The organism is Burkholderia sp. KJ006 (assembly GCF_000262695.1).
Taxonomy (GTDB): Bacteria; Pseudomonadota; Gammaproteobacteria; order Burkholderiales; family Burkholderiaceae; genus Burkholderia; species Burkholderia vietnamiensis.
This window is the reverse complement of the sequence record NC_017920.1, coordinates 1430688-1452579: the sequence shown is the minus strand read 5'-3', so window position 1 is coordinate 1452579 and position 21892 is coordinate 1430688. Positions and strand designations below refer to the sequence as shown.

Genomic DNA, 21892 nt, shown 5'->3' with positions numbered 1-21892 from the left:
GGCCTGCGACAACGTCGTCAGGCCGATTTTTTATGCGCGCACGATAGTGAAATCGCACGACGTCACGTCGCGAGCTCCATCGTGTCGGCGGCTGCACGCTTGCCATGTGCAACGTAGGCCGGCACGGCGGCATCGGGCACCGCTACCGCATCCGGTTGGCAGTGCTTGCGCATCCGCGCGGACAGCGCATTGCACAGGTTCACGCCCGCCTCGCCGTACAGCACGCTCATCACCTGCATCAACGTGCCCGTGTCGTGCCAGGCCTTGAAGCGGCGATGGCAGGTCTGATACGAAGGGTAGCGACGCGGCATCGCGGACCATGTCGCGCCGCTGTAGATCACCCACAGCACGCCGTTCAGCACGGCGCGTGTGTTGGCCAGTGGCCGACCGCGCAATTCGGTGCGCGGCTTCATTTCAGGCAGAAGCGGCACGATGGAGCGCCACTCCTGGTCGGTCAGATCGCGATACGGTGTCATGGACATCTCCAGCCTCAGGAACCATGACACACGATATCGCCCGACCTTTTCGGCGACTATAAGACAAATCCGAAAATACCGTCAAATTGAGGCAATTTGACCGGAATTGACGATTGAAGCGCATGACTTGCGGCAGCCGCGCTCAGGTCAGCGAAGTATCGACGATGCGGCGCGGCGCTTCGAGGTACTCCTTCGATTGCATTTCGACGATCCGCGATACCGTGCGGGCAAACTCGTTCGCCATCGGCCCTTCGACGTACAACTGCTCGGCCGGCACCGCGGCCGACATCAGCAGCTTGACCTTGTGGTCGTACAGCACGTCGATCAGCCACGTGAAGCGCCGCGCCTCGGACGCCATCCGCGGCGACATCTGCGGCACCTCGGACAACACGATCGCGTGGAAGCGGCTGGCCAGCTCGAGATAGTCGTTCTGCGAGCGCGGGCCGCCGCACAGCGTCGCGAAATCGAACCACACGACGCCGTCCGCCTTGCGCAACGCCTTCAGCTCGCGCTTCTCGATATGCAGGATCGGGCTCTCGTCGGGCACCGCGGCGAGCTTCGCGAACGCACGGCGCAGCTCGCGATCGGCGTCGGCGCCGAGCGGCGTGTGATACATCTGCACCTGCGCGAGCGTGCGCTGCCGATAGTCGACGCCCGCGTCGACGTTCAGCACGTCGAGCTTCTGCTTGATCAGCGCGATCGCCGGCAGCATGCGGTCGCGATGCAGGCCGTCGGGATAGAGATCGTCGGGATCGTAGTTGGACGTCATCACGAACTGCACGCCGTTGTCGAACAGCCGGTCGAGCAGCCGGTACAGGATCATCGCGTCGGCGATGTCCGACACGTGGAATTCGTCGAAGCAGATCAGCCGGTAGCGTTTCGAGATACGTCGCGCGAGCTCGTCGAGCGGATCGGCCTGCCCTTTCAGCTCCTCGAGCTCGCGATGGACTTCCCGCATGAATTCGTGGAAATGCAGGCGCGTCTTGCGCTGCACCGGCACCACCGCGTAGAAGCTGTCCATCAGGAAGCTCTTGCCGCGCCCGACGCCGCCCCACATGTAGACGCCGCGCGGCAGATCGGGACGATTGATCAGCTTCTTGAACGCGTTCGAGCGGCGCCCCTTGTACTCGACCCATTCGTCGAAACAGCGCTGCAGACGATCGACGGCCGCGCGCTGGGCGGGATCGGACTGATAGCCGCGCGTACTCAGTTCGCGCGTGTAGTATTCGTTGACGTTCATCGGGCAAACCGGAAAAGACGAAGGCGAGCGGGAAATTCCCGCCCGCCTTCGTCATGAGACGGCTGCGCCGGCCGAGCGCCGGCCGGCGCTATACCGCGCTCAGCTGTTCAGCGAGCGCTTGTCGACCGCGAGCGCCGCTTCGCGCATCACTTCCGACATCGACGGGTGCGGATGGCAGATGCGGGCGATGTCTTCCGACGCCGCCTTGAATTCCATCGCCACCACGGCTTCCGCGATCAGGTCCGACGCATTCGCGCCGATCACGTGCACGCCGAGCAGTTCGTCGGTCTTCGCGTCCGCGATCATCTTCACGAAACCGTCCGGCGCGTTCATGCCGAGCGCGCGGCCGTTGATCGAGAACGGGAACTTGCCCGACTTGATCTCGCGGCCTTCCGCCTTCAGCTGCTGCTCCGTCTTGCCGACCCATGCGATTTCCGGGTACGTGTAGATCACCCACGGAATGCAGTTGTAGTCGATGTGCGGCTTCTGGCCGTCGATCACTTCCGCGACCAGCACGCCTTCGTCTTCCGCCTTGTGCGCGAGCATCGGGCCGCGCACCACGTCGCCGATCGCATACACGTTCGGCACCGCCGTGCGGCAGTGGTCGTCCACGTCGATGAAGCCGCGCTCGTTCGCCTTCAGGCCGATTGCCTCGAGGCCGAGGTTGTCGGTGTTCGGCACACGGCCGACCGACACGATCAGGCGGTCGGCGTCGAGCGTCTGCGCGTTGCCGTCCTTGTCCGTGTAGGCGATCGACACGCCGTTCGCGGTCGTCTTCACGTCGCCGATCTTCACGCCGAGATGAATGTCGAGGCCCTGCTTCTTGAACAGCTTCGCCGCTTCCTTCGCGAGCGCTTCGTCGGCTGCGCCGAGGAACGCCGGCAGCGCTTCGAGCACCGTCACGTCGGCGCCCAGACGACGCCACACCGAGCCGAGTTCGAGGCCGATCACGCCTGCGCCGATCACGGCGAGCTTCTTCGGCACCGAGTCGAAGCGCAGCGCGCCTTCGTTGTCCGACACGATCTTGTTGTCGACCGGGATGTTCGGCAGATGACGCGCCTTCGAGCCCGTCGCGATGATCACGTTCTTCGCGGTGACGACTTCGGCTTCGCCTTCGCCGCTCACTTCGATCTGCACGCCGGCGTCCGTCTTGCCGGTGAACTTGCCGTGGCCCTTGAGCCAGGTGATCTTGTTCTTCTTGAACAGGAACTCGATCCCGCTCGTCATCTTCTCGACGATCGCGTCCTTGCGGCCGAGCATCTTCGCGACGTCGATCTTCACGCCGTCGACCGTGATGCCGTGGTCGGCCAGATGGTGCGACGTGTTTTCGAACTCTTCCGACGACGCGAGCAGCGCCTTCGACGGGATGCAGCCGACGTTCAGGCAGGTGCCGCCGAGCTTCAGCGCGCCGGCCGGGTTCTTCCACTTCTCGATACAGGCAACGGTCTTGCCGAGCTGCGCGGCGCGAATCGCGGCGATGTAGCCGCCGGGGCCGGCGCCGATCACGACGACGTCAAATTCCTTGGACATGTCAATCCTTTCTACTTGTACGTCCGCACGCGCGCGCGAAGGCGCGCGCGTGCGGAACGGGTCAGTGCGGTGAGACTCGGCTTACAGGTCGAGCAGCAGACGTGCCGGATCTTCGAGCGCATCCTTCATCGCGACGAGCGACAGCACGGCTTCGCGGCCGTCGATGATGCGGTGGTCGTACGACAGCGCGAGGTAGTTGATCGGACGGATCACGATCTGGCCGTTCTCGACGACCGGACGTTCCTTCGTCGCGTGCACGCCGAGGATCGCCGACTGCGGCGGGTTGATGATCGGCGTCGACAGCATCGAGCCGAACACGCCGCCGTTCGAGATCGAGAACGTACCGCCCGTCATTTCCTCGATCGACAGCTTGCCGTCCTTCGCCTTCTGGCCGAATTCGGCGATCTTCTTCTCGATCTCGGCGAGGCTCAGCTGATCCGCGTTGCGCAGGATCGGCACGACCAGGCCGCGCGGCGAACCGACCGCGATACCGATGTCGAAGTAGCCGTGGTAGACGATGTCGTTACCGTCGATCGACGCGTTCACCAGCGGGAACTTCTTCAGCGCGTGCACGGCCGCCTTCACGAAGAACGACATGAAGCCGAGCTTCACGCCATGTTCCTTCTCGAACTTGTCCTTGTACTTCGCGCGAAGGTCCATGACCGGCTGCATGTTGACTTCGTTGAACGTCGTCAGGATCGCGTTCGTTTGCTGCGACTCGAGCAGACGCTCGGCGATACGCGCGCGCAGGCGCGACATCGGCACGCGCTGTTCCGGACGGTCGTTCAGCCAGGTCGTGGCCGATGCCGGGACCTTCACTTCCGGCAGCGACGGCTTCGCAGCGGCGGTCTTCGCCGGTGCGGCGGCCGGTGCAGCCTTCGGTGCGCTGCCTGCGGCGAGCGCGTCGCCCTTCGTGACGCGGCCGTCGCGGCCCGAGCCTGCGACGTCGCCCGTCGACAGACCCTTCTCGGCCAGCAGCTTCGCTGCGGCCGGCGATGCGGCGGCCGAGCTCGATGCCGTTGCGGCAGCCGGCTGTGCGGCCGGTGCTGCTGCGGCCGGCGCTGCCGCCGGCTGCACTTCCGCGGCGCCCGCTGCGGCTTGCGCAGCACCTGCCTTCGCTTCGGTGTCGATCGTCGCGATCACTTGATCGGCGACCACGGTGTCACCGTCGTTCTGCAGCACTTGTGCGAGCACGCCCGCGGCCGGTGCCGGCACTTCGAGCACGACCTTGTCGGTCTCGAGTTCGATCAGGATTTCGTCCTGCGCGACTGCTTCGCCCGGCTTCTTCTTCCACTGCAGCATGGTGGCTTCCGAAACCGACTCCGAAAGCTGGGGGACTTTGACTTCTACGATAGCCATGTGATTTTCCTGGATGCTTAATCTGGGTAATGACGAGGTTCGTGCGACTCGCTCGGCCACCAGGGCGCGCGACGCGCCACGCGGGCCAAACGAGACGGGAAAGCGCCGCGCGCCTTCCCGTTTCGCTTACGTCGATTATTTCGCGATCGATGTGCTCTTCAGGCGGCCGAATGCACCTTCGATGAGGGCCTTCTGCTGCTCGTAGTGCTTCGCGTAGTAGCCAACTGCCGGCGAGGCCGAAGCCGGGCGGCCGCTGTATGCCAGCTTCTGCCCTTCCTTCATGCCTTCCTTCAGGTGGTGCTCGACGTAGAACCAGGGGCCCTGGTTCTGCGGCTCGTCCTGCACCCAGACCACTTCAGTCGCGTGCTCGTACTTCTTCATTTCCGCTTCGAACTGCTTGTGCGCGAACGGATACAGCTGCTCGATACGGATGATCGCGACGTCGTTCGCCTTCGCTTCGCGACGGTGCGCGACGAGGTCGTAGTACACGCGGCCCGAGCATGCCAGCACACGCTTGACCTTCTTCGGGTCGATGCCGCCGTCGGTTTCGCCCAGCACCGGCTGGAACGAGCCCTTCGCGAGCTCGGACAGATCCGACACCGCTTCCTTGTGGCGCAGCAGCGACTTCGGCGTAGCGATGATCAGCGGCTTGCGGAACAGGCGGATCATCTGGCGACGCAGCAGGTGGAAGATCTGCGCCGGGGTGGTCGGCTGAACGACCTGCATGTTGTGATCCGCGCACAGTTGCAGGAAACGCTCGATGCGGGTCGACGAGTGTTCCGGACCCTGGCCTTCGTAGCCGTGCGGCAGCAGCATCGTCAGGCCCGACACGCGGCCCCACTTCACTTCGCCCGACGAGATGAACTGGTCGATCACGACCTGCGCGCCGTTGACGAAGTCGCCGAACTGCGCTTCCCACAGCACGAGCGTGTTCGGCTCGGCGGTCGAGTAACCGTATTCGAAGCCCAGCACCGCCTCTTCCGACAGCACCGAGTCGATCACCGTGAACTTCGCCTGGCCGTCGGCGATGTTCTGCAGCGGCACGTACGTGCCGTCGTTCCAACGCTCGCGGTTCTGGTCGTGCAGCACCGCGTGACGGTGCGTGAACGTGCCGCGGCCCGAGTCCTGGCCGGTCAGGCGCACTGCATAGCCCGATGCGACGAGCGACGCGAATGCGAGGTGTTCGCCCATGCCCCAGTCGAGCGGCTGGTCGCCGCGCGCCATGTTGCGGCGGTCGTTGATCACGCGCTCGACGAGCGGGTGAACCTTGAAGTTTTCCGGGACCGTGGTGATGCGTTCGCCCAGGCGCTTCAGTTCGGCGAGCGGCACGGCCGTATCGGCTGCGTCCGTCCACTTGCGGTTCAGGAACGGCACCCAGTCGACCGCGTACTTGCTCTTGTAGTTCGACAGGACCGGATCGACGGTGTGGTGGCCGTCGTCCATCGCCTTGCGGTACGCCTTCACGTAGCCGTCCGCGTCTTCCGCCGTGATCACGCCCTGCTGAACCAGCTTCTCGGCGTACAGCGCACGGGTGCCCGGGTGCTGCGCGATCTTCTTGTACATCAGCGGCTGCGTGACCGCCGGCGTGTCCTGTTCGTTGTGACCCAGCTTGCGGAAGCACACGATGTCGATCACGACATCCTTGTGGAACTGCATCCGGTAGTCGATCGCGATCTGGATCGCGAGCACGACGGCTTCAGGATCGTCGCCGTTCACGTGCAGCACCGGCGCTTCGATCATCTTGACCACGTCGGTACAGTACAGCGTCGAGCGCGCGTCGCGCGGGTCGGACGTCGTGAAGCCGATCTGGTTGTTGATGACGATGTGCAGCGTGCCGTGCGTGCCGTAACCGCGCGTTTGCGCGAGGTTCAGCGTTTCCATCACGACGCCCTGGCCCGCGAATGCCGCGTCGCCGTGGATCTGCACCGGCAGCACCTGCAGGCCGTCGTCGTCGCCGCGACGGTCCATCCGCGCCTTCGCCGAACCTTCGACCACCGGGTTCACGATTTCGAGGTGCGACGGGTTGAATGCGAGCGACAGGTGGACCGGGCCGCCTTCCGTCGACACGTCCGACGAGAAGCCCTTGTGGTACTTCACGTCGCCGGCCGGCAGGTCGTCGACGTGCTTGCCTTCGAATTCGGCGAACAGGTCGGCCGGCATCTTGCCCAGCGTGTTGACCAGCACGTTCAGACGGCCGCGGTGGGCCATGCCGATGATGATTTCCTGCACGCCGCTCTTGCCCGCGTGCTGGACGACTTCGTCCATCGCCGCGATGAAGCTCTCGCCGCCTTCGAGCGAGAAGCGCTTCTGGCCGACGTACTTGGTGTGCAGGTAGCGCTCGAGGCCTTCGGCGGCCGTCAGGCGATTCAGGATGTGCTTCTTCTTGTCGGCCGAGAACGCCGGCGTCGCGCGCGTCGATTCGAGGCGCTCCTGCCACCAGCGCTTCTGCTCCGGATCGCTGATGTACATGTACTCGGCGCCGATCGTGCCGCAGTACGTGTCACGCAGGCCCTTGACGATGTCGCGCAGCGAAGCCTGGTCGAAACCGAAGTACAGATTGCTTGCGCTGTACGTCTGGTCGAGGTCGCCTTCGGAGAAGTCGTAGAAAGCAGGTTCGAGCTCGGGGATGGCGGGACGTTCGCGACGCTTCAGCGGATCCAGATTGGCCCATTGCGAGCCGAGGAAGCGATAGGCGCTGATCAGGGACTGGACATGAACCTGCTTGCGCGCGGTGGCCAGATTGCTGCCGCTTTCGCGCGGGATGAAGGCATTGGCCTTCGCACGCTCGGCGAACGATTCGACGATCGGGTAGTGAGCGACGTCGTTGGCATTCGAACCGTCCGTTGCCGGCACGTTCTGCAGCGCGTCGAAATACTCTCGCCAGTTTTCCGGCACCGACGCCGGATTGTTGAGATATGCATCGTACAGTTCTTCAACGTACGAAGCATTGCCGCCGAACAGATAGGAGTTCAGCTGAAACTGCTTCATTACATCTGACATTTTACGCTCACCTTTCTTCGAGCTTCTCGAGAAATAGCGGGTTGCTCAACCTTCCGCGACACGGCCTGACCGTTTAGCGGATTGCGAATCAAGTCTTGCTTGGAAGGACCTAAACTTGCGTGCGCGCAGCATATCACAGAACCGATACCGGAGTTCGCGCCGAAATGTGCCCGAAAGCACCGCGTGGCGGGGTTTTGCCGGATTGGCACGAGGCGCGGAAACAGTGTTTTGCCGGCTATTCGGTTGCACGTCGAGCGAATGCAAAAAAGGCCGCCCGAAGGCAGCCTTTTTCGTCATGCACGGGAACGCACGATGCTCAGTCGACCGCGCCTTCACGGCTTGCGCGACGACGCTCGTGTTCCTTCAGGAAGCGCTTGCGCAGACGGATCGATTGCGGCGTGACTTCGACGAGTTCGTCGTCGTCGATGAATTCGACCGCATATTCGAGCGACATCTGGACCGGCGGCACGAGGCGCACGGCTTCGTCGGTGCCCGACGCACGCACGTTGGTCAGTTGCTTGCCCTTGATCGGGTTCACGACCAGGTCGTTGTCGCGGCTGTGAATGCCGATGATCATGCCCTCATACAGCGCGTCGCCCGGCTTCACGAACATGCGGCCGCGATCCTGCAGCTTCCACAGCGCGTACGCCACCGCGGCGCCATCGTCCTGCGAGATCAGCACGCCGTTGCGACGCTCGAACACCGAGCCTTCCTTGACCGGTGCGTACGAGTCGAAGATGTGGCTCATCAGGCCCGTGCCGCGCGTGAGCGTCAGGAATTCGCTCTGGAAGCCGATCAGGCCGCGCGCCGAGATGCGGTATTCCAGACGCGTACGGCCGCGGCCGTCCGACGCCATGTCGAGCATCTCGCCCTTGCGGCGGCCGAGCTCTTCCATCACGCCGCCCTGGTGCTCGTCTTCGACGTCGACCGTCAGCAGCTCGTACGGCTCGTGCTTCACGCCGTCGATTTCCTGCATCACGACGCGCGGACGCGACACCGCGAGCTCATAGCCTTCGCGGCGCATGTTCTCGACGAGGATCGTCAGGTGCAGTTCGCCGCGGCCCGACACTTCGAACACGGTTTCGTCGCCGGTGTCCTTCACGCGCAGCGCGACGTTGTGGTTCAGTTCCTTCATCAGGCGGTCGCGGATCTGGCGGCTCGTCACGAACTTGCCTTCGCGGCCTGCCAGCGGCGACGAGTTGACGAGGAAGTTCATCGTCAGCGTCGGTTCGTCGACGGTGATCATCGGCAGCGCTTCGGGCGTGTCGACCGCGCAGATCGTCGCGCCGATGCCGACGTCTTCAATGCCGTTGATCAGCACGATGTCGCCGGCTTCGGCCGACTCGACCTGCACGCGCTCGAGCCCCTTGAACGACAGCACCTGGTTGATCTTGCGGTTCAGCACCTCGCCTTCCGGACCGAAGCGCATCACGACCGGCTGACCCGGCTTGATGCGACCACGCGTGATGCGGCCCACGCCGATGCGGCCGACGTACGTCGAATAGTCGAGCGACGTGATCTGCAGCTGCAGCGGCGCTTCCGGATCGGCCGGGCGAACCGGCACGTGCGCGAGGATCGCCTCGAACAGCGGGCGCATGTCGCCTTCGCGGGTCGCCGGATCGAGCGACGCGTAGCCGTTCAGGCCCGATGCGTAGACGATCGGGAAGTCCAGCTGCTCTTCGGTGGCACCGAGCTTGTCGAACAGGTCGAAGGTCTGGTTGATCACCCAGTCGATCCGCGCGCCCGGACGATCGATCTTGTTGATCACGACGATCGGCTTCAGACCGAGCGCGAGCGCCTTCTTCGTGACGAAGCGCGTCTGCGGCATCGGGCCTTCGACCGCGTCGACCAGCAGCAGCACCGAGTCGACCATCGACAGCACGCGCTCCACCTCGCCGCCGAAGTCCGCGTGCCCCGGCGTGTCGACGATGTTGATGTGCGTGCCTTCGTATTCGACCGCGCAGTTCTTCGCGAGGATGGTGATCCCGCGCTCTTTTTCGATGTCGTTCGAGTCCATCACCCGCTCGGCAATCTGCTGGTTCTCGCGGAAGGTGCCGGACTGGCGAAGCAGTTGGTCGACGAGCGTAGTCTTGCCGTGGTCGACGTGAGCGATGATGGCGATGTTGCGAAGGGCGCGGGTCATAGAAACCTGAAATCGTTGAACGCGCAAACGCGCACGCTCGTCAGTCACCGGGACACGTGCGCGCGCGTTGCAGCTTGGAAACCGCAAATTATAGCACGTCGGAATGTCGAAAGCCGGACCGTCCGTTGCATCGCAGCAAGCAACGCCGCTTCGGCCGCCCCGCCGACGCGTCCCGCCCACCCGCCGGCGGCGCCCACCCGCGACAAAAACCCCGCCGCCGACAAGGTGATTCGCCCACCTTCAGCGCGCCGTTGCCTGTTCGATTAACATTTGCCGCGGCAAGCAAATTGCCCCTATACTGCTGCCTAGTCAACTATTGCAGCTTCAGGGTTTTATGTCCGATTCTCCTTCTCAATCGCCCGTTTCGCCGCTGTCCTCGTACCAGATCAACGACAGCGTCGGTTATCTGATGTCGCGCGTGAAGTCCGTGATGACCAACCTCGTCACGCAGCGCACGCAGGAAGAGCTCGGCATCACCGGCACGCAGGCGAGCATGCTGTTCATGATCGCGGTCGGCAAATGTTCGACGGCCGCGGAGCTGGCGCGCGAGTATGGGATCGACGCCAGCGCGGTCACGCGGCTGCTCGATCGCGTCGAGAAGCGCGGGCTGCTGTCCCGCGTGCGCAGCATCGAGGACCGCCGCGTCGTGCGCCTCGAGCTGACGGACGAAGGGCGTGCGCTCGCCGAGCGGTTGCCGCCCGTGTTCCGCAGCGTGCTCGACGAGCTGCTCGAGGGCTTCACGCCGGAAGAAGTCGGATTTTTGAAGAGCATGCTGCGCCGCATTCTCAGCAATTATTGCGAGAACGCGGGCAATAGCATCACGTAATAGTTGCCATAACAATTACTTTTGACAGATTAATGTAAGGAAATCCTTGCAGTGTCCATCATTCATTCCGAGTCAGGGAACAGCGCGATGAAATCCTCCACGTTGTCCGTGCGCGCCGGGTCGTGCCGCACCGCCGTCGCCGCCGCAGTTGCCGCGCTGGCGCTGGCGGGCTGCGCAAACTATATCGGCATCAAGAGCGACAAGCAGATCGCGCCCGCGTCGCAATTCGAATCGGCGCAAAGCCTGCCAGCCCAGGGCGGCCAGTGGCCGACGCTCGACTGGGCCAGCCAGTTCGGCGATCCGCAGCTGCCGAAGCTGATCGACGAGGCGCTCCAGGGCAATCCATCGATCGCGCAGGCGCAGGCGCGGATCGCGAAGGCGTCGTCGTATATCGAATCGTCGCGCTCGAACCTGATGCCGAAGGCCGAAGCGAGCTACTCGTGGACGCGCGAGCTCTATTCTTCCAATGCGCTATTCCCGCCCCCATACGGCGGCCAGTGGTACAGCGAGAACAATGTGCTCGCGAGCGCGTCGTGGGATCTCGACCTGTGGGGCAAGAATCGCGAGCGGCTGCACACCGCCGTGTCGCAGGAAAAGGCCGCCGAAGCGGACATGCAGCAGGCGCGCATCACGCTCGCGTCGTCGGTCGCCCGCACCTATAACTCGCTCGCGCAACTGTATGCGCTGCGCGACATCGCGCAGCGCGAGATCACCAACCGTCAGACGGTCGGCAAGATCACCGACGGTCGCGTGTCGGCCGGCCTCGACACGAATGTCGAGCGTCAGACCGCCCGCGGCAACATCGCGACGACGCAGGCGTCGCTGTCCGACCTCGACGGCCAGATCACGACCGTGCGCTACCAGCTCGCCGCGCTGCTCGGCAAGGGGCCGGACCGCGGGCTGCAGATCGCCGCGCCGGTGATGAACCCGTCCGGCGCGGTCGCCCTGCCCGGCAACCTGCCGGCCGACCTCGTGGCGCGCCGCCCCGACATCGTCGCCGCGCGCTGGCAGGTGGAAGCCGCGATGCACGACGTGAAGGAGGCGAAGGCCGAGTTCTTCCCCGACGTGAACCTCGCGGCCGGCTTCGGCTTCGATGCGTTCGGCTGGGGCAAATTCCTGAACTTCGCGAGCCGCCAGGCGCAGTTCGGCCCGGCCATCCACCTGCCGATCTTCGATGCCGGCGCATTGCGTGCGCAGCTCAAGGGCCGCTATGCGGACTTCGACCTGTCGGTCGCGAACTACAACCAGACGCTGATCGGCGCGCTGAACGACGTGGCGACGCAGGTCGCGTCGATCCGCGCGGCCGACCGCCAGATGGACGACGCGCAGCGTGCGCTCGACGCATCGACGCGCGCCTATGACCTGGCCGTGATCCGCTACAAGGCCGGCCTGTCGCCGCAGCTGCAGGTGCTCACCGCCGACAGCAACCGCCTCGCATCGGAACAGACGGTCACGAACCTGAAGATGCGCCGGCGCGACATGCAGCTCGCGCTGATCAAGGCGCTCGGCGGCGGCTTCGACGCAACCGGCACGCGGCTCGCGGCGCCCGACGCAGAACAACAGAAAACGCAAACAAGGCAGGCCGCCAACTGATCCGGCGCCACCACTACGCAGACACTCGAAATAACGGACGGAGAAAATCGCCATGAGCGACCCTCAACAAAACGCGGCCGGCGCCCAGCCGCAGAACAACGGCAAGCGCAAACGGATGATGACGCTGCTGATCGCGGTGATCGTGATCGCGGCCATCGCGTACGGTCTGTACTACTTCCTCGTCGCGCGTTTCCATGAGGAAACCGACGACGCATACGTGAACGGCAACGTCGTGCAGATCACGCCGCAGGTCACCGGGACGGTGATCGCCGTGAAGGCCGACGACACGCAGACGATCAAGGCCGGCGACCCGCTCGTCGTGCTCGATCCGGCCGATTCGCAGATCGCGCTTCAGCAGGCCGAGGCCAATCTCGCGCAGACGGTGCGTCAGGTGCGCGGCCTGTTCGTCAACGACGATCAGTACCGTGCGCAAGTCGCGCTGCGCCAGTCCGACCTGTCGAAGGCGCAGGACGACCTGCGCCGCCGGCTGGCCGTCGCGCAGACGGGCGCCGTGTCGCAGGAAGAAATCTCGCATGCGCGCGACGCGGTACGCGCCGCGCAGGCATCGGTCGACGCCGCGCAGCAGGAACTCGCGTCGAACCGCGCGCTGACCGCCAACACGACGATCGCGTCGCATCCGAACGTGATGGCCGCGGCCGCGAAGGTTCGCGACGCCTACCTCGCGAACGCGCGCAACGTGCTGCCCGCGCCGGTCACCGGCTATGTCGCGAAGCGCTCGGTGCAGGTCGGCCAGCGCGTGTCGCCGGGCACGCCGCTGATGTCGGTCGTGCCGCTGAACGCGGTGTGGGTCGATGCCAACTTCAAGGAAGTGCAGCTCAGGCACATGCGCATCGGCCAGCCGGTCGAGTTGACGGCCGACATCTACGGCTCGTCGGCGGTCTACCACGGCAAGGTCGTCGGCTTCTCGGCCGGCACGGGCTCGGCGTTCTCGCTGCTGCCGGCGCAGAACGCGACCGGCAACTGGATCAAGGTCGTGCAACGCCTGCCGGTGCGGATCGAGATCGATCCGAAGGATCTCGACAAGCATCCGCTGCGCATCGGGCTGTCGATGCAGGTCGACGTCGACATCAAGGACGAGCGCGGCGATCAGCTCGCCAACGCACACAACACCGTCTACGAGACCGACGTATTCGCGAAGTACGGCGACGAAGCCGACGCGGAAATCGCCCGCATCATCGCCGCGAACGCCGGCGGCAACGCGCTGGCATCGGCCGCGGCTGCGGCGAAGACGGGCACCGCCGCGAAGATGATGTAACGGCTTCGACACCGGACAACTACCGACATGGCACAGGCTCCAGTCTCCTACCCGCCGCTGCAGGGCGGGCAACTCGTGCTCGGAACGATCGCGGTGTCGCTCGCCGTGTTCATGAACGTGCTCGACACGTCGATCGCGAACGTCGCGATCCCGACCATCTCGGGCGACCTCGGCGTGTCGTCCGACCAGGGCACGTGGGTCATCACGTCGTTCGCGGTCGCGAACGCGATCTCCGTGCCGCTGACGGGCTGGTTGACCGACCGCTTCGGACAGGTGCGCCTGTTCCTCGCGTCGATCATCCTGTTCGTCATTTCGTCGTGGATGTGCGGGCTCGCGCCGACCCTGCCGTTCCTGCTCGCGTCGCGCGTGCTGCAGGGCGCGGTCGCCGGGCCGATGATTCCGCTGTCGCAATCGCTGTTGCTGTCGAGCTATCCGCGCGCGAAAGCGCCGATGGCGCTCGCGCTCTGGTCGATGACGACGCTGATCGCGCCGGTCGCGGGGCCGATTCTCGGCGGCTGGATCTCGGACAACTACTCGTGGCCGTGGATCTTCTACGTGAACATCCCGGTCGGCATCGCCGCTGCGCTCGCCACGTGGTCGATCTATCGCACGCGCGAATCGACGGTGCGCCGCGCGCCGATCGACGGCGTCGGCCTCGCGCTGCTGGTGCTGTGGGTCGGCTCGCTGCAGATCATGCTCGACAAGGGCAAGGATCTCGACTGGTTCGCGTCGACGACGATCGTCGCGCTCGCACTGATCGCCGTCGTCTCGTTCGCGTTCTTCGTGATCTGGGAGCTGACCGCCGAACATCCGGTCGTCGACCTGTCGCTGTTCCGCATCCGCAATTTCACGGGCGGCACGATCGCGCTCGCCGTCGGCTACGGTCTCTACTTCGGCAACCTCGTGCTGTTGCCGCTGTGGCTGCAGACGCAGATCGGCTACACCGCCACCGATGCGGGCCTCGTGATGGCGCCCGTCGGCTTGTTCGCGATCCTGTTGTCGCCGCTGACCGGCAAGTTCCTGCCGCGCACCGATCCGCGCTATATCGCAACGGCCGCGTTCCTGACGTTCGCGCTGTGCTTCTGGATGCGCTCGCGCTACACGACCGACGTCGACGAGTGGTCGCTGACGCTGCCGACGCTCGTGCAGGGCATCGCGATGGCCGGCTTCTTCATCCCGCTGGTGTCGATCACGCTGTCCGGCCTGCCCGGCCACCGCATTCCCGCGGCATCGGGCCTGTCGAACTTCGTGCGGATCATGTGCGGCGGCATCGGCACGTCGATCTTCCAGACCGCGTGGGATCACCGCAACAACTTCCACCACGCGCAACTGGTCGAGCAGACCAACGTGTACAACCCGACGTTCAATCAGGCCGTCACGCAGATGGGCAAGCTCGGGCTGACGCCGGACCAGGCGCACGGCCTCATCAACAACATGGCCACGCAGCAGGCGGCCCAGCTCGGCGTGAACGATCTGTTCTACATCTCGGCGGCGATCTTCGTGCTGCTGATCGGACTGATCTGGATCACCAAGCCCGAACGCGCGGGCGGCGGCGATGCGGGTGCGGCGGCGTCGGCGGCGCACTGAGCGGCACGCGCGAACGCATGCAATGCAAAAGCCCGGCGACAGCCGGGCTTTTTTCGTTCCGACGCCGCGCTTGCGCGCGGCCGGTCAGGCGGCCGTCACGACGAGACGCTCGGGTGCGAGCACGCCGCTCGCCTTGCGTGCGACGCCCAGCAGCCGCTGCGCGTCGTACACGCGCACGCGCGCGCCTTCGGCCGCATCGATCGGATCGAGCGCCGACAGCGGCAGGCGCTGCCCGTGCAGGAACCGCTTCGCGCTGGCGTCGTCGAGACGCACCAGCGGGAACGTCGACAGCAGCGCGTCGACCGGCTGAAGCCACGCGTCGCGCGCCGCTTCGGCAGCGTCCGACAGTGCGTCGAGCGTCACCGCGTGCTCGAGCGTCAACGCGCCGACCCCGGTACGGCGCAGCATCGTCAGATGCGCGCCGCAACCGAGCGCTTCGCCGATGTCCTCGGCGAGCGTACGCACGTAGGTGCCCTTGCTGCAGGTCACGCGGAACGTCACGTCCGGCAGCGCGCAATCGAGCAGGTCGAGCGCATGGATCGTCACGTTGCGGCCTTCGCGCTCGACGGTCTGTCCGGCCCGCGCATATTCATACAGCGGCTTGCCGTCGCGCTTGAGCGCCGAGTACATCGGCGGCACCTGCACGATGTCGCCGGTGAAGCGCGCGAGCGCCGCCGCCACTGCCGCGCGATCGCATGCGACCGCGCGCGTCTCGAGCACGTCGCCTTCCGCGTCGCCGGTGGTCGTGCGCACGCCGAGACGCATCGTCGCTTCGTAGGTCTTGTCCGCTTCCAGCAGGTCCTGCGAAAACTTCGTCGCCTCACCGAAGCACAGCGGCAACAGCCCCGAGGCGAGCGGATCCAGCGTGCCGGTATGACCGGCCTTCTTCGCGAGCAACAGGCGCTTCGCGCGTATCAGTGCGTCGTTGCTCGACAGGCCGACCGGCTTGTCGAGCAGAAGCACGCCGTCGAGCGCGCGCCGCGGCACGCGCGGACGTTGGGGAGCTGCAGTCGTCATAGGCGCGTGCGCTCAATCGTCCTGCGCGGGCGCGCCGGCTTCGTCGTCGTCCTTCGCGCGCGTCGAGTTGGCTTCCTTGATCAGCCGCGACATCTCGACGGCCTTCTCGATCGTCTGGTCGTAATGGAAATGCAGCGTCGGCACCGTGTGAATGTGCAGGCGCTTGAACAACAGGTTGTGCAGATGGCCCGACGCGTGGTTCAGCGCTTCCTGCGTCTTCTCGGGATCGCCGGTGAGCGCCGTGAAGTAGACCTTCGCGTGCGCGTAGTCCGGCGTGAGCTCCACGCTCTGGATGGTCACGATGCCGATGCGCGGATCCTTGACCTCGCGCATGATGAGCTCGGACAGATCGCGCTGAATCTGGTCGGCGATCTGTACGTTGCGATTGGGGGAAGTACGTTTCCTGGACATGATCGATCCGTGATCCGTTTATCAGGATGAAGCGGCGCACCGTTGGCGCGCCGCCATGAAAATGGGCGGGACAGGCCCAAGCCTGCCCCGCCCACGAGCCGATACGCGACGATTACAGCGTACGGGCGACTTCGGTCACTTCGAAGACTTCGAACTGGTCGCCTTCGACGATGTCGTTGAAGTTCTTCACCGACATACCGCACTCGAAGCCTTGCTTGACTTCCTTCACGTCGTCCTTGAAGCGCTTCAGCGATTCGAGTTCGCCCGTGAAGATCACGACGTTGTTGCGCAGCACGCGCACCGACGACGAGCGCTTGACGATACCGTCGGTGACCATACAGCCGGCGACCGTACCGATCTTCGGCACCTTGAACACCTGGCGCACCTCGACCATACCGGTGATGACTTCGCGCTTCTCCGGCGCCAGCATGCCCGACATCGCCGCCTTCACCTCATCCACTGCGTCATAGATGATGTTGTAGTAGCGGATGTCGATGCCGTTCGCTTCGGCCAGCTTGCGCGCCTGTGCATCCGCACGCGTGTTGAAGCCGATGATGACCGCCTTCGATGCCGTCGCGAGGTTGACGTCGTTTTCGCTGATGCCGCCCACCGCGCTGTGCACGATCTGCACACGCACTTCGTCGGTCGACAGCTTGAGCAGCGACTGCACGAGTGCTTCCTGCGAGCCCTGCACGTCGGCCTTGATGATGAGCGGCAGGTTCTGCACTTCGCCTTCGCCCATCTGCTCGAGCATGCTTTCCAGCTTCGCGGCCTGCTGCTTCGCCAGCTTGACGTCGCGGAACTTGCCCTGGCGGAACAACGCGATTTCGCGCGCCTTGCGCTCGTCCGGCAGCACGATCACTTCCTCGCCTGCGCCCGGCACTTCCGACAGACCCTGAATTTCGACCGGGATCGACGGGCCGGCTTCCTTCGTCGGCTTGCCGTTCTCGTCGAGCATCGCACGCACGCGGCCGTAAGCCGAGCCTGCCAGCACGATGTCACCGCGGTTCAGCGTACCCGACTGCACCAGGATCGTCGCGACCGGGCCCTTGCCCTTGTCCAACTTCGCTTCGATCACGATACCCTTGGCCGGCGCCTCGACCGGTGCCTTCAGTTCCAGCACTTCGGCCTGCAGCAGCACGTTCTCGAGGAGATCGTCGATGCCTGCGCCCGTCTTCGCCGACACCGGCACGAACGGCGAATCGCCGCCGTACTCTTCCGGCACGACGCCTTCCGCGACCAGCTCCTGCTTGACGCGATCCGGGTTCGCTTCCGGCTTGTCGATCTTGTTGATCGCCACGACGATCGGCACACCGCCCGCCTTCGCGTGAGCGATGGCTTCCTTCGTCTGCGGCATCACGCCGTCGTCGGCCGCCACCACCAGCACCACGATGTCGGTCGCCTTCGCGCCGCGTGCACGCATGGCCGTGAAGGCCTCGTGACCCGGCGTGTCGAGGAACGTGATGACGCCGCGCGGCGTTTCGACGTGGTATGCGCCGATGTGCTGCGTAATGCCGCCCGCTTCGCCTGCGGCAACCTTCGCGCGGCGGATGTGGTCGAGCAGCGAGGTCTTGCCGTGGTCGACGTGACCCATCACCGTGACGACCGGCGGACGCGGCAGCTGCTCGGCGTCCGAACTCGTTTCGCCTTCGACCAGCAGCGCTTCCGGATCGTCCAGCTTGGCCGCGACCGCACGGTGGCCCAGTTCCTCGACGACAATCATCGCCGTTTCCTGGTCGAGCACCTGGTTGATCGTGACCATCTGGCCCATCTTCATCATCACCTTGATGACTTCCGAGGCCTTGATCGACATCTTGTGCGCGAGATCGGCAACCGAAATGGTTTCCGGCACGTGCACTTCACGCACGATCGGTTCGGTCGGTGCCTGGAACGTCGATGCGCTGTCTTGGTGACGGCCGCGCCCCTTCGGGCCGCCGCGCCAGCCGCGGTCGACGCCGCCGCTCGAATCGCCGCGCGTCTTGATGCCGCGACGCTTCGCTGCGTCGTCCTGCCAGCCGCCCTTGCCGCCGCCCGGCTTCTTGTTGCGGTCGCCCGCGCCTGCTGCCGGCGCCTGCGTCGTGGCCGGCGTCGCACCGGCCGGCTTCTTCACGGCCGGACGTGCCTGCACGCCTGCGCCTGCCGGCTTCGCCGGCTTGTGCAGCGTGCCCTTCGCCTCGGCGGGCTTCGGTGCCTCGACCGGCTTCGGCGGCTCGACGGCCTTCACGACTGCCTTGCGCGGCGTGTTCATCATTTCGCGAATCGCGCGCGCTTCGGCTTCGGCCGCCTCGCGACGCTTGCGAATCTCTTCCTGCTCGGCGCGCGCCTTGTCCGCCGCCTCTCGGGCTGCGTCCTCGGCCTTCTTCGCCGCTTCGCGCTGCGCTGCACGCTCGGCAGCCGCGCGTGCTTCTTCCTGCGCGGACTGCGCGCCCGGCGCTTCCTGCTTCGCTTCGGCGGCTTGCTGCGCGGCAGCCTGCTGCGCCGCTGCGGCTTCCGCCGCCGCACGCTTGGCCGCTGCCTCTTCTTCGGCACGACGGCGCTCGGCTTCGGCCGCTTCCTCGCGGGCGCGGCGCTCGGCTTCTTCACGCTCGAGGCGCTCTTGACGCTCGCGCAGCTCCTGCGCCTGCTGCTCGAGCAGCTCGGCTTCGCGGCGCGCTTCTTCCTCGCGACGCTTCAGTTCTGCATCGTCGTCCGCTTCGGCGACTTGCGCCTGACCCTGTTCCGCACCTTCGGCGACGTCGTCGCGCTTGACGAACGTACGCTTCTTGCGGACCTCGACCTGAATGGTGCGAGCCTTGCCCGTCGCGTCAGACTGCTTGATCTCCGACGTATGCTTGCGGGTCAGCGTGATCTTGCGCTTGTCGCCGTCGGTTGCGCCGTGCGACTTGCGCAAATGATCGAGCAGACGCGCCTTGTCCGTCTCGGACAGCGCATCGTCTTCACTCGCTTTCTGGACGCCCGCTGCCTGCAGCTGTTCGAGCAGCACACCAGCAGGCATTTTCAGTTCCGCGGCAAATTGGGCTACGTTGTTACTCGCCATTCATTCCTCTTAGTGCAAGGACCGATTCCTTGCGGTTAGCATCGGGTCAGGCCATACGGCCGCCATCAAATCAGTGCGCCATGGTCATTTCTCACTGGAACCAATGTTCACGTGCTTTCATGATCAACGCCTTAGCGGCATCCTCTTCCACTCCGGTCATGTCGACCAGTTCATCCACAGCAAGCTCGGCGAGATCGTCGCGCGTCTGCACGCCGTGTTCGGCCAGCTTCGTGAGCAACTCCGGCGTGATGCCGTCGAGGCTCTTCAGATCCAGCGCAGCGTTCTCAACCTTTTCTTCGTTCGCGATCGCCATCGTCAGCAGCGCGTCGCGTGCGCGGTTGCGCAGTTCGTGCACGGTGTCCTCGTCGAACGCCTCGATTTCGAGCATTTCGTTGAGCGGCACGTAGGCGATCTCTTCGAGGCTCGTGAAGCCCTCGTCGATCAGGATGTCGGCGACTTCTTCATCGACGTCGAGACGCGCCATGAACAATGCACGCAGCCGTTCGCGTTCTTCGCCCTGCTTCAGGGCGGATTCGTCCGGCGTCATGATGTTGATTTGCCAGCCGGTCAGTTCGCTGGCAAGGCGAACGTTCTGACCGCTGCGGCCGATCGCGACGGCCAGCTCGTTCTCGTCGACGACGACGTCCATCGAGTGCTTTTCTTCATCGACGACGATCGACTGGACGGCTGCCGGCGCGAGCGCGCCGATCACGAACTGGGCGGGATCCTCCGACCATAGCACGATGTCGATGTTTTCGCCACCGAGCTCGTTGCGCACGGCCTGCACGCGCGAGCCGCGGATGCCGACGCAGGTGCCGATCGGATCGATGCGCTTGTCGTATGCGATCACGCCGATCTTCGCGCGCACGCCCGGATCGCGCGCGGCCGCCTTGATCTCGAGCAGGCCCTGCTCGATTTCCGGCACTTCCATCTCGAACAGCTTCATCAGGAACTCGGGCGCGGTACGCGACAGTTCGATCTGCGGGCCGCGCGCGGTGCGGTCGACCTTCGCGATGTACGCACGCACGCGGTCGCCCACGCGCAGGTTTTCCTTCGGGATCAACTGGTCGCGGCGCAGCAGCGCTTCGACGCGGCCCGATTCGACGATGAAGTTGCCCTTGTCGAGGCGCTTGACCGTACCGGTCATGATCTTTTCGCCGCGCTCGAGGTAGTCGTTCAGGATCTGCTCGCGCTCGGCGTCGCGCACCTTCTGCAGGATCACCTGCTTGGCAGCCTGCGCGCCGATCCGGCCGAACTCGATCGACGGCACCGGTTCCTCGATGAATTCGCCGACTTCGACGTCGGGCTTCTGCTCACGTGCTTCGAACAGCAGGATCTCGCGATCCGGCTCCTGCAAGCCTGCCTCGTCGGGCACGACGAGCCAGCGACGGAAGGTTTCGTGCTCGCCGCTTTCGCGATCGATATGGACGCGGATTTCGGCGCCTTCGTCGAACAGCTTCTTGGAAGCGGAAGCGAGCGCGGCCTCGAGGGCGCCCAGCACCACATCCTTGTCGACGTTTTTCTCGCGCGCCAGCGCATCCACCAGCATCAACACTTCGCGACTCATTATTTGCGGCTCCTAAAGTCAACTTGCGGAATCAGGCGGGCTTTGTCGATATCGGCCAGCGTGAAATCCAGCATGGCGGCCTCGCCCTTATTCCTCTCAAATTCCAAACCGATCGTTTCGCCATTCGGCGCGTGCAGAATGCCCCGGTACGTCTTGCGCCCGTCCAGCGGCTTTTTCAAGGTCACGGAAACTTCGCTGCCGGCGAAGCGCTCGAAGTCGGCCAGTTTCTTCAACGGGCGGTCGAGCCCCGGGGACGAGACTTCGAGCCGTTCGTAATCGATGTTTTCGACCGTCAAGACGTGCTGGAGCTGACGCGTCACCTTTTCGCAATCGTCGAGCGAAATGCCGGCAGGCTGATCGATATAGATGCAAAGCATGCCGCGCCCGGTGCGCTCGAGATCCACGAGCTCATAGCCGAGCCCGGTGACCGTGGTTTCTATCAGTTCCGTCAGTTGCACAGTGTCCTCTCAGGTGTTCGCGCCCGCCGCTCGCGATTCACCCGCGGGCGCGCGCCTTAGCCGGCGCAGGAAGCGCTACCCGAGATGCCTAACCGTTTCAGCAAAAAAAAATGGGCGGAACGCCCATCTTCTCTTACTGGTGGTCGCACCTGAGCCGCACATTGAATCCGTACGCCCAGCGACTCCGCGATTATAGCGTTTTTTAGCGCAATCGCCAAGCCAGCCGGTTAAAGCAGCGTTCAGCCCGCCTTTACCGGCCAAAAATGCGAAGCCGGACTGCCCGACCACGCGGCACAATCCGGCAACACGACATATATACAGTCGAAAACAGCGGGCGAGATACCGGCCGAATCGGCGTGCGCCGATTTCGCC

General features: G+C 64.8%; 15 protein-coding genes. 4 read left to right on the top strand and 11 right to left on the bottom strand.

The annotated features are described in order from the left end of the window. Nucleotides 1-62: 62 nt before the first annotated feature. The 6 genes from MYA_RS06555 to typA all read right to left on the bottom strand — a co-directional run bounded on the left by MYA_RS06555 (nucleotide 63) and on the right by typA (nucleotide 9748). Nucleotides 63-476, bottom strand: a complete 414-nt coding sequence (locus MYA_RS06555) for a transposase (RefSeq protein ID WP_014722934.1) — start codon at nucleotides 474-476, stop codon at nucleotides 63-65. A 142-nt stretch (nucleotides 477-618) separates the two neighbouring features. Next, nucleotides 619-1716, bottom strand: a complete 1098-nt coding sequence (gene zapE, locus MYA_RS06550) for a cell division protein ZapE (RefSeq protein ID WP_014722933.1) — start codon at nucleotides 1714-1716, stop codon at nucleotides 619-621. Between the two features lie 99 nt (nucleotides 1717-1815). Next, nucleotides 1816-3246 (bottom strand): dihydrolipoyl dehydrogenase, encoded by a 1431-nt coding sequence (gene lpdA, locus MYA_RS06545; protein ID WP_014722932.1) that lies wholly within the window; start codon nucleotides 3244-3246, stop codon nucleotides 1816-1818. 81 nt (nucleotides 3247-3327) lie between these two features. Further along, on the bottom strand, nucleotides 3328-4605 hold the full coding sequence (gene odhB / locus MYA_RS06540; RefSeq protein WP_011884604.1) for a 2-oxoglutarate dehydrogenase complex dihydrolipoyllysine-residue succinyltransferase: 1278 nt from the start codon (nucleotides 4603-4605) through the stop codon (nucleotides 3328-3330). Nucleotides 4606-4740: 135 nt separating this feature from the next. Continuing rightward, nucleotides 4741-7605, bottom strand: a complete 2865-nt coding sequence (locus MYA_RS06535; RefSeq protein WP_014722930.1) for a 2-oxoglutarate dehydrogenase E1 component — start codon at nucleotides 7603-7605, stop codon at nucleotides 4741-4743. Nucleotides 7606-7921: 316 nt separating this feature from the next. Continuing rightward, a complete protein-coding gene (typA, locus tag MYA_RS06530; protein ID WP_011884600.1) occupies nucleotides 7922-9748 on the bottom strand; it encodes a translational GTPase TypA in 1827 nt (608 codons plus the stop codon). A gap of 334 nt (nucleotides 9749-10082) precedes the next feature. Between typA and MYA_RS06525 the strand changes: the two genes are divergently transcribed. From MYA_RS06525 to MYA_RS06510, 4 genes are all read left to right on the top strand, one after another. Further along, nucleotides 10083-10574, top strand: coding sequence for a MarR family winged helix-turn-helix transcriptional regulator (locus tag MYA_RS06525; RefSeq protein WP_014722928.1), 492 nt, complete (start codon nucleotides 10083-10085; stop codon nucleotides 10572-10574). Nucleotides 10575-10661: 87 nt separating this feature from the next. Next, nucleotides 10662-12167 carry an efflux transporter outer membrane subunit gene (locus tag MYA_RS06520; RefSeq protein ID WP_014722927.1) on the top strand — a complete coding sequence of 502 codons (1506 nt, stop codon included), beginning with the start codon at nucleotides 10662-10664 and terminating at the stop codon, nucleotides 12165-12167. Nucleotides 12168-12219: 52 nt separating this feature from the next. Next, a complete protein-coding gene (locus tag MYA_RS06515) occupies nucleotides 12220-13443 on the top strand; it encodes an HlyD family secretion protein (protein ID WP_014722926.1) in 1224 nt (407 codons plus the stop codon). A gap of 27 nt (nucleotides 13444-13470) precedes the next feature. Beyond that, nucleotides 13471-15030, top strand: coding sequence for a DHA2 family efflux MFS transporter permease subunit (locus tag MYA_RS06510; protein ID WP_011884592.1), 1560 nt, complete (start codon nucleotides 13471-13473; stop codon nucleotides 15028-15030). 84 nt (nucleotides 15031-15114) lie between these two features. On the opposite strand, the gene truB is transcribed toward MYA_RS06510, so the two are convergent. From truB to rimP, 5 genes are all read right to left on the bottom strand, one after another. Next, nucleotides 15115-16047 carry a tRNA pseudouridine(55) synthase TruB gene (gene truB, locus MYA_RS06505; RefSeq protein WP_014722924.1) on the bottom strand — a complete coding sequence of 311 codons (933 nt, stop codon included), beginning with the start codon at nucleotides 16045-16047 and terminating at the stop codon, nucleotides 15115-15117. Between the two features lie 12 nt (nucleotides 16048-16059). Further along, the gene (gene rbfA, locus MYA_RS06500; protein ID WP_011884590.1) at nucleotides 16060-16458 is read right to left on the bottom strand and encodes a 30S ribosome-binding factor RbfA; all 399 of its coding nucleotides are present in this window, start codon (nucleotides 16456-16458) and stop codon (nucleotides 16060-16062) included. 112 nt (nucleotides 16459-16570) lie between these two features. Continuing rightward, nucleotides 16571-19495: a translation initiation factor IF-2 gene (gene infB, locus MYA_RS06495; RefSeq protein WP_014722923.1), complete on the bottom strand. Its 2925-nt coding sequence runs from the start codon at nucleotides 19493-19495 to the stop codon at nucleotides 16571-16573. A 91-nt stretch (nucleotides 19496-19586) separates the two neighbouring features. After that, a complete protein-coding gene (nusA, locus tag MYA_RS06490; RefSeq protein WP_011884586.1) occupies nucleotides 19587-21062 on the bottom strand; it encodes a transcription termination factor NusA in 1476 nt (491 codons plus the stop codon). After that, nucleotides 21062-21520 (bottom strand): ribosome maturation factor RimP, encoded by a 459-nt coding sequence (gene rimP, locus MYA_RS06485; RefSeq protein ID WP_011884583.1) that lies wholly within the window; start codon nucleotides 21518-21520, stop codon nucleotides 21062-21064. The genes nusA and rimP overlap by 1 nt, the downstream gene beginning before the upstream one ends. Between the last annotated feature and the right edge of the window lie 372 nt (nucleotides 21521-21892).

Bases quoted from the DNA above. Each gene is read 5' to 3' on its own strand.
- MYA_RS06555 (WP_014722934.1), bottom strand. From the start codon at position 476: ATGACACCGTATCGCGATCTGACCGACCAGGAGTGGCGCTCCATCGTG.
- zapE (WP_014722933.1), bottom strand. From the start codon at position 1,716: ATGAACGTCAACGAATACTACACGCGCGAACTGAGTACGCGCGGCTAT.
- lpdA (WP_014722932.1), bottom strand. From the start codon at position 3,246: ATGTCCAAGGAATTTGACGTCGTCGTGATCGGCGCCGGCCCCGGCGGC.
- odhB (WP_011884604.1), bottom strand. From the start codon at position 4,605: ATGGCTATCGTAGAAGTCAAAGTCCCCCAGCTTTCGGAGTCGGTTTCG.
- MYA_RS06535 (WP_014722930.1), bottom strand. From the start codon at position 7,605: ATGTCAGATGTAATGAAGCAGTTTCAGCTGAACTCCTATCTGTTCGGC.
- typA (WP_011884600.1), bottom strand. From the start codon at position 9,748: ATGACCCGCGCCCTTCGCAACATCGCCATCATCGCTCACGTCGACCAC.
- MYA_RS06525 (WP_014722928.1), top strand. From the start codon at position 10,083: ATGTCCGATTCTCCTTCTCAATCGCCCGTTTCGCCGCTGTCCTCGTAC.
- MYA_RS06520 (WP_014722927.1), top strand. From the start codon at position 10,662: ATGAAATCCTCCACGTTGTCCGTGCGCGCCGGGTCGTGCCGCACCGCC.
- MYA_RS06515 (WP_014722926.1), top strand. From the start codon at position 12,220: ATGAGCGACCCTCAACAAAACGCGGCCGGCGCCCAGCCGCAGAACAAC.
- MYA_RS06510 (WP_011884592.1), top strand. From the start codon at position 13,471: ATGGCACAGGCTCCAGTCTCCTACCCGCCGCTGCAGGGCGGGCAACTC.
- truB (WP_014722924.1), bottom strand. From the start codon at position 16,047: ATGACGACTGCAGCTCCCCAACGTCCGCGCGTGCCGCGGCGCGCGCTC.
- rbfA (WP_011884590.1), bottom strand. From the start codon at position 16,458: ATGTCCAGGAAACGTACTTCCCCCAATCGCAACGTACAGATCGCCGAC.
- infB (WP_014722923.1), bottom strand. From the start codon at position 19,495: ATGGCGAGTAACAACGTAGCCCAATTTGCCGCGGAACTGAAAATGCCT.
- nusA (WP_011884586.1), bottom strand. From the start codon at position 21,062: ATGAGTCGCGAAGTGTTGATGCTGGTGGATGCGCTGGCGCGCGAGAAA.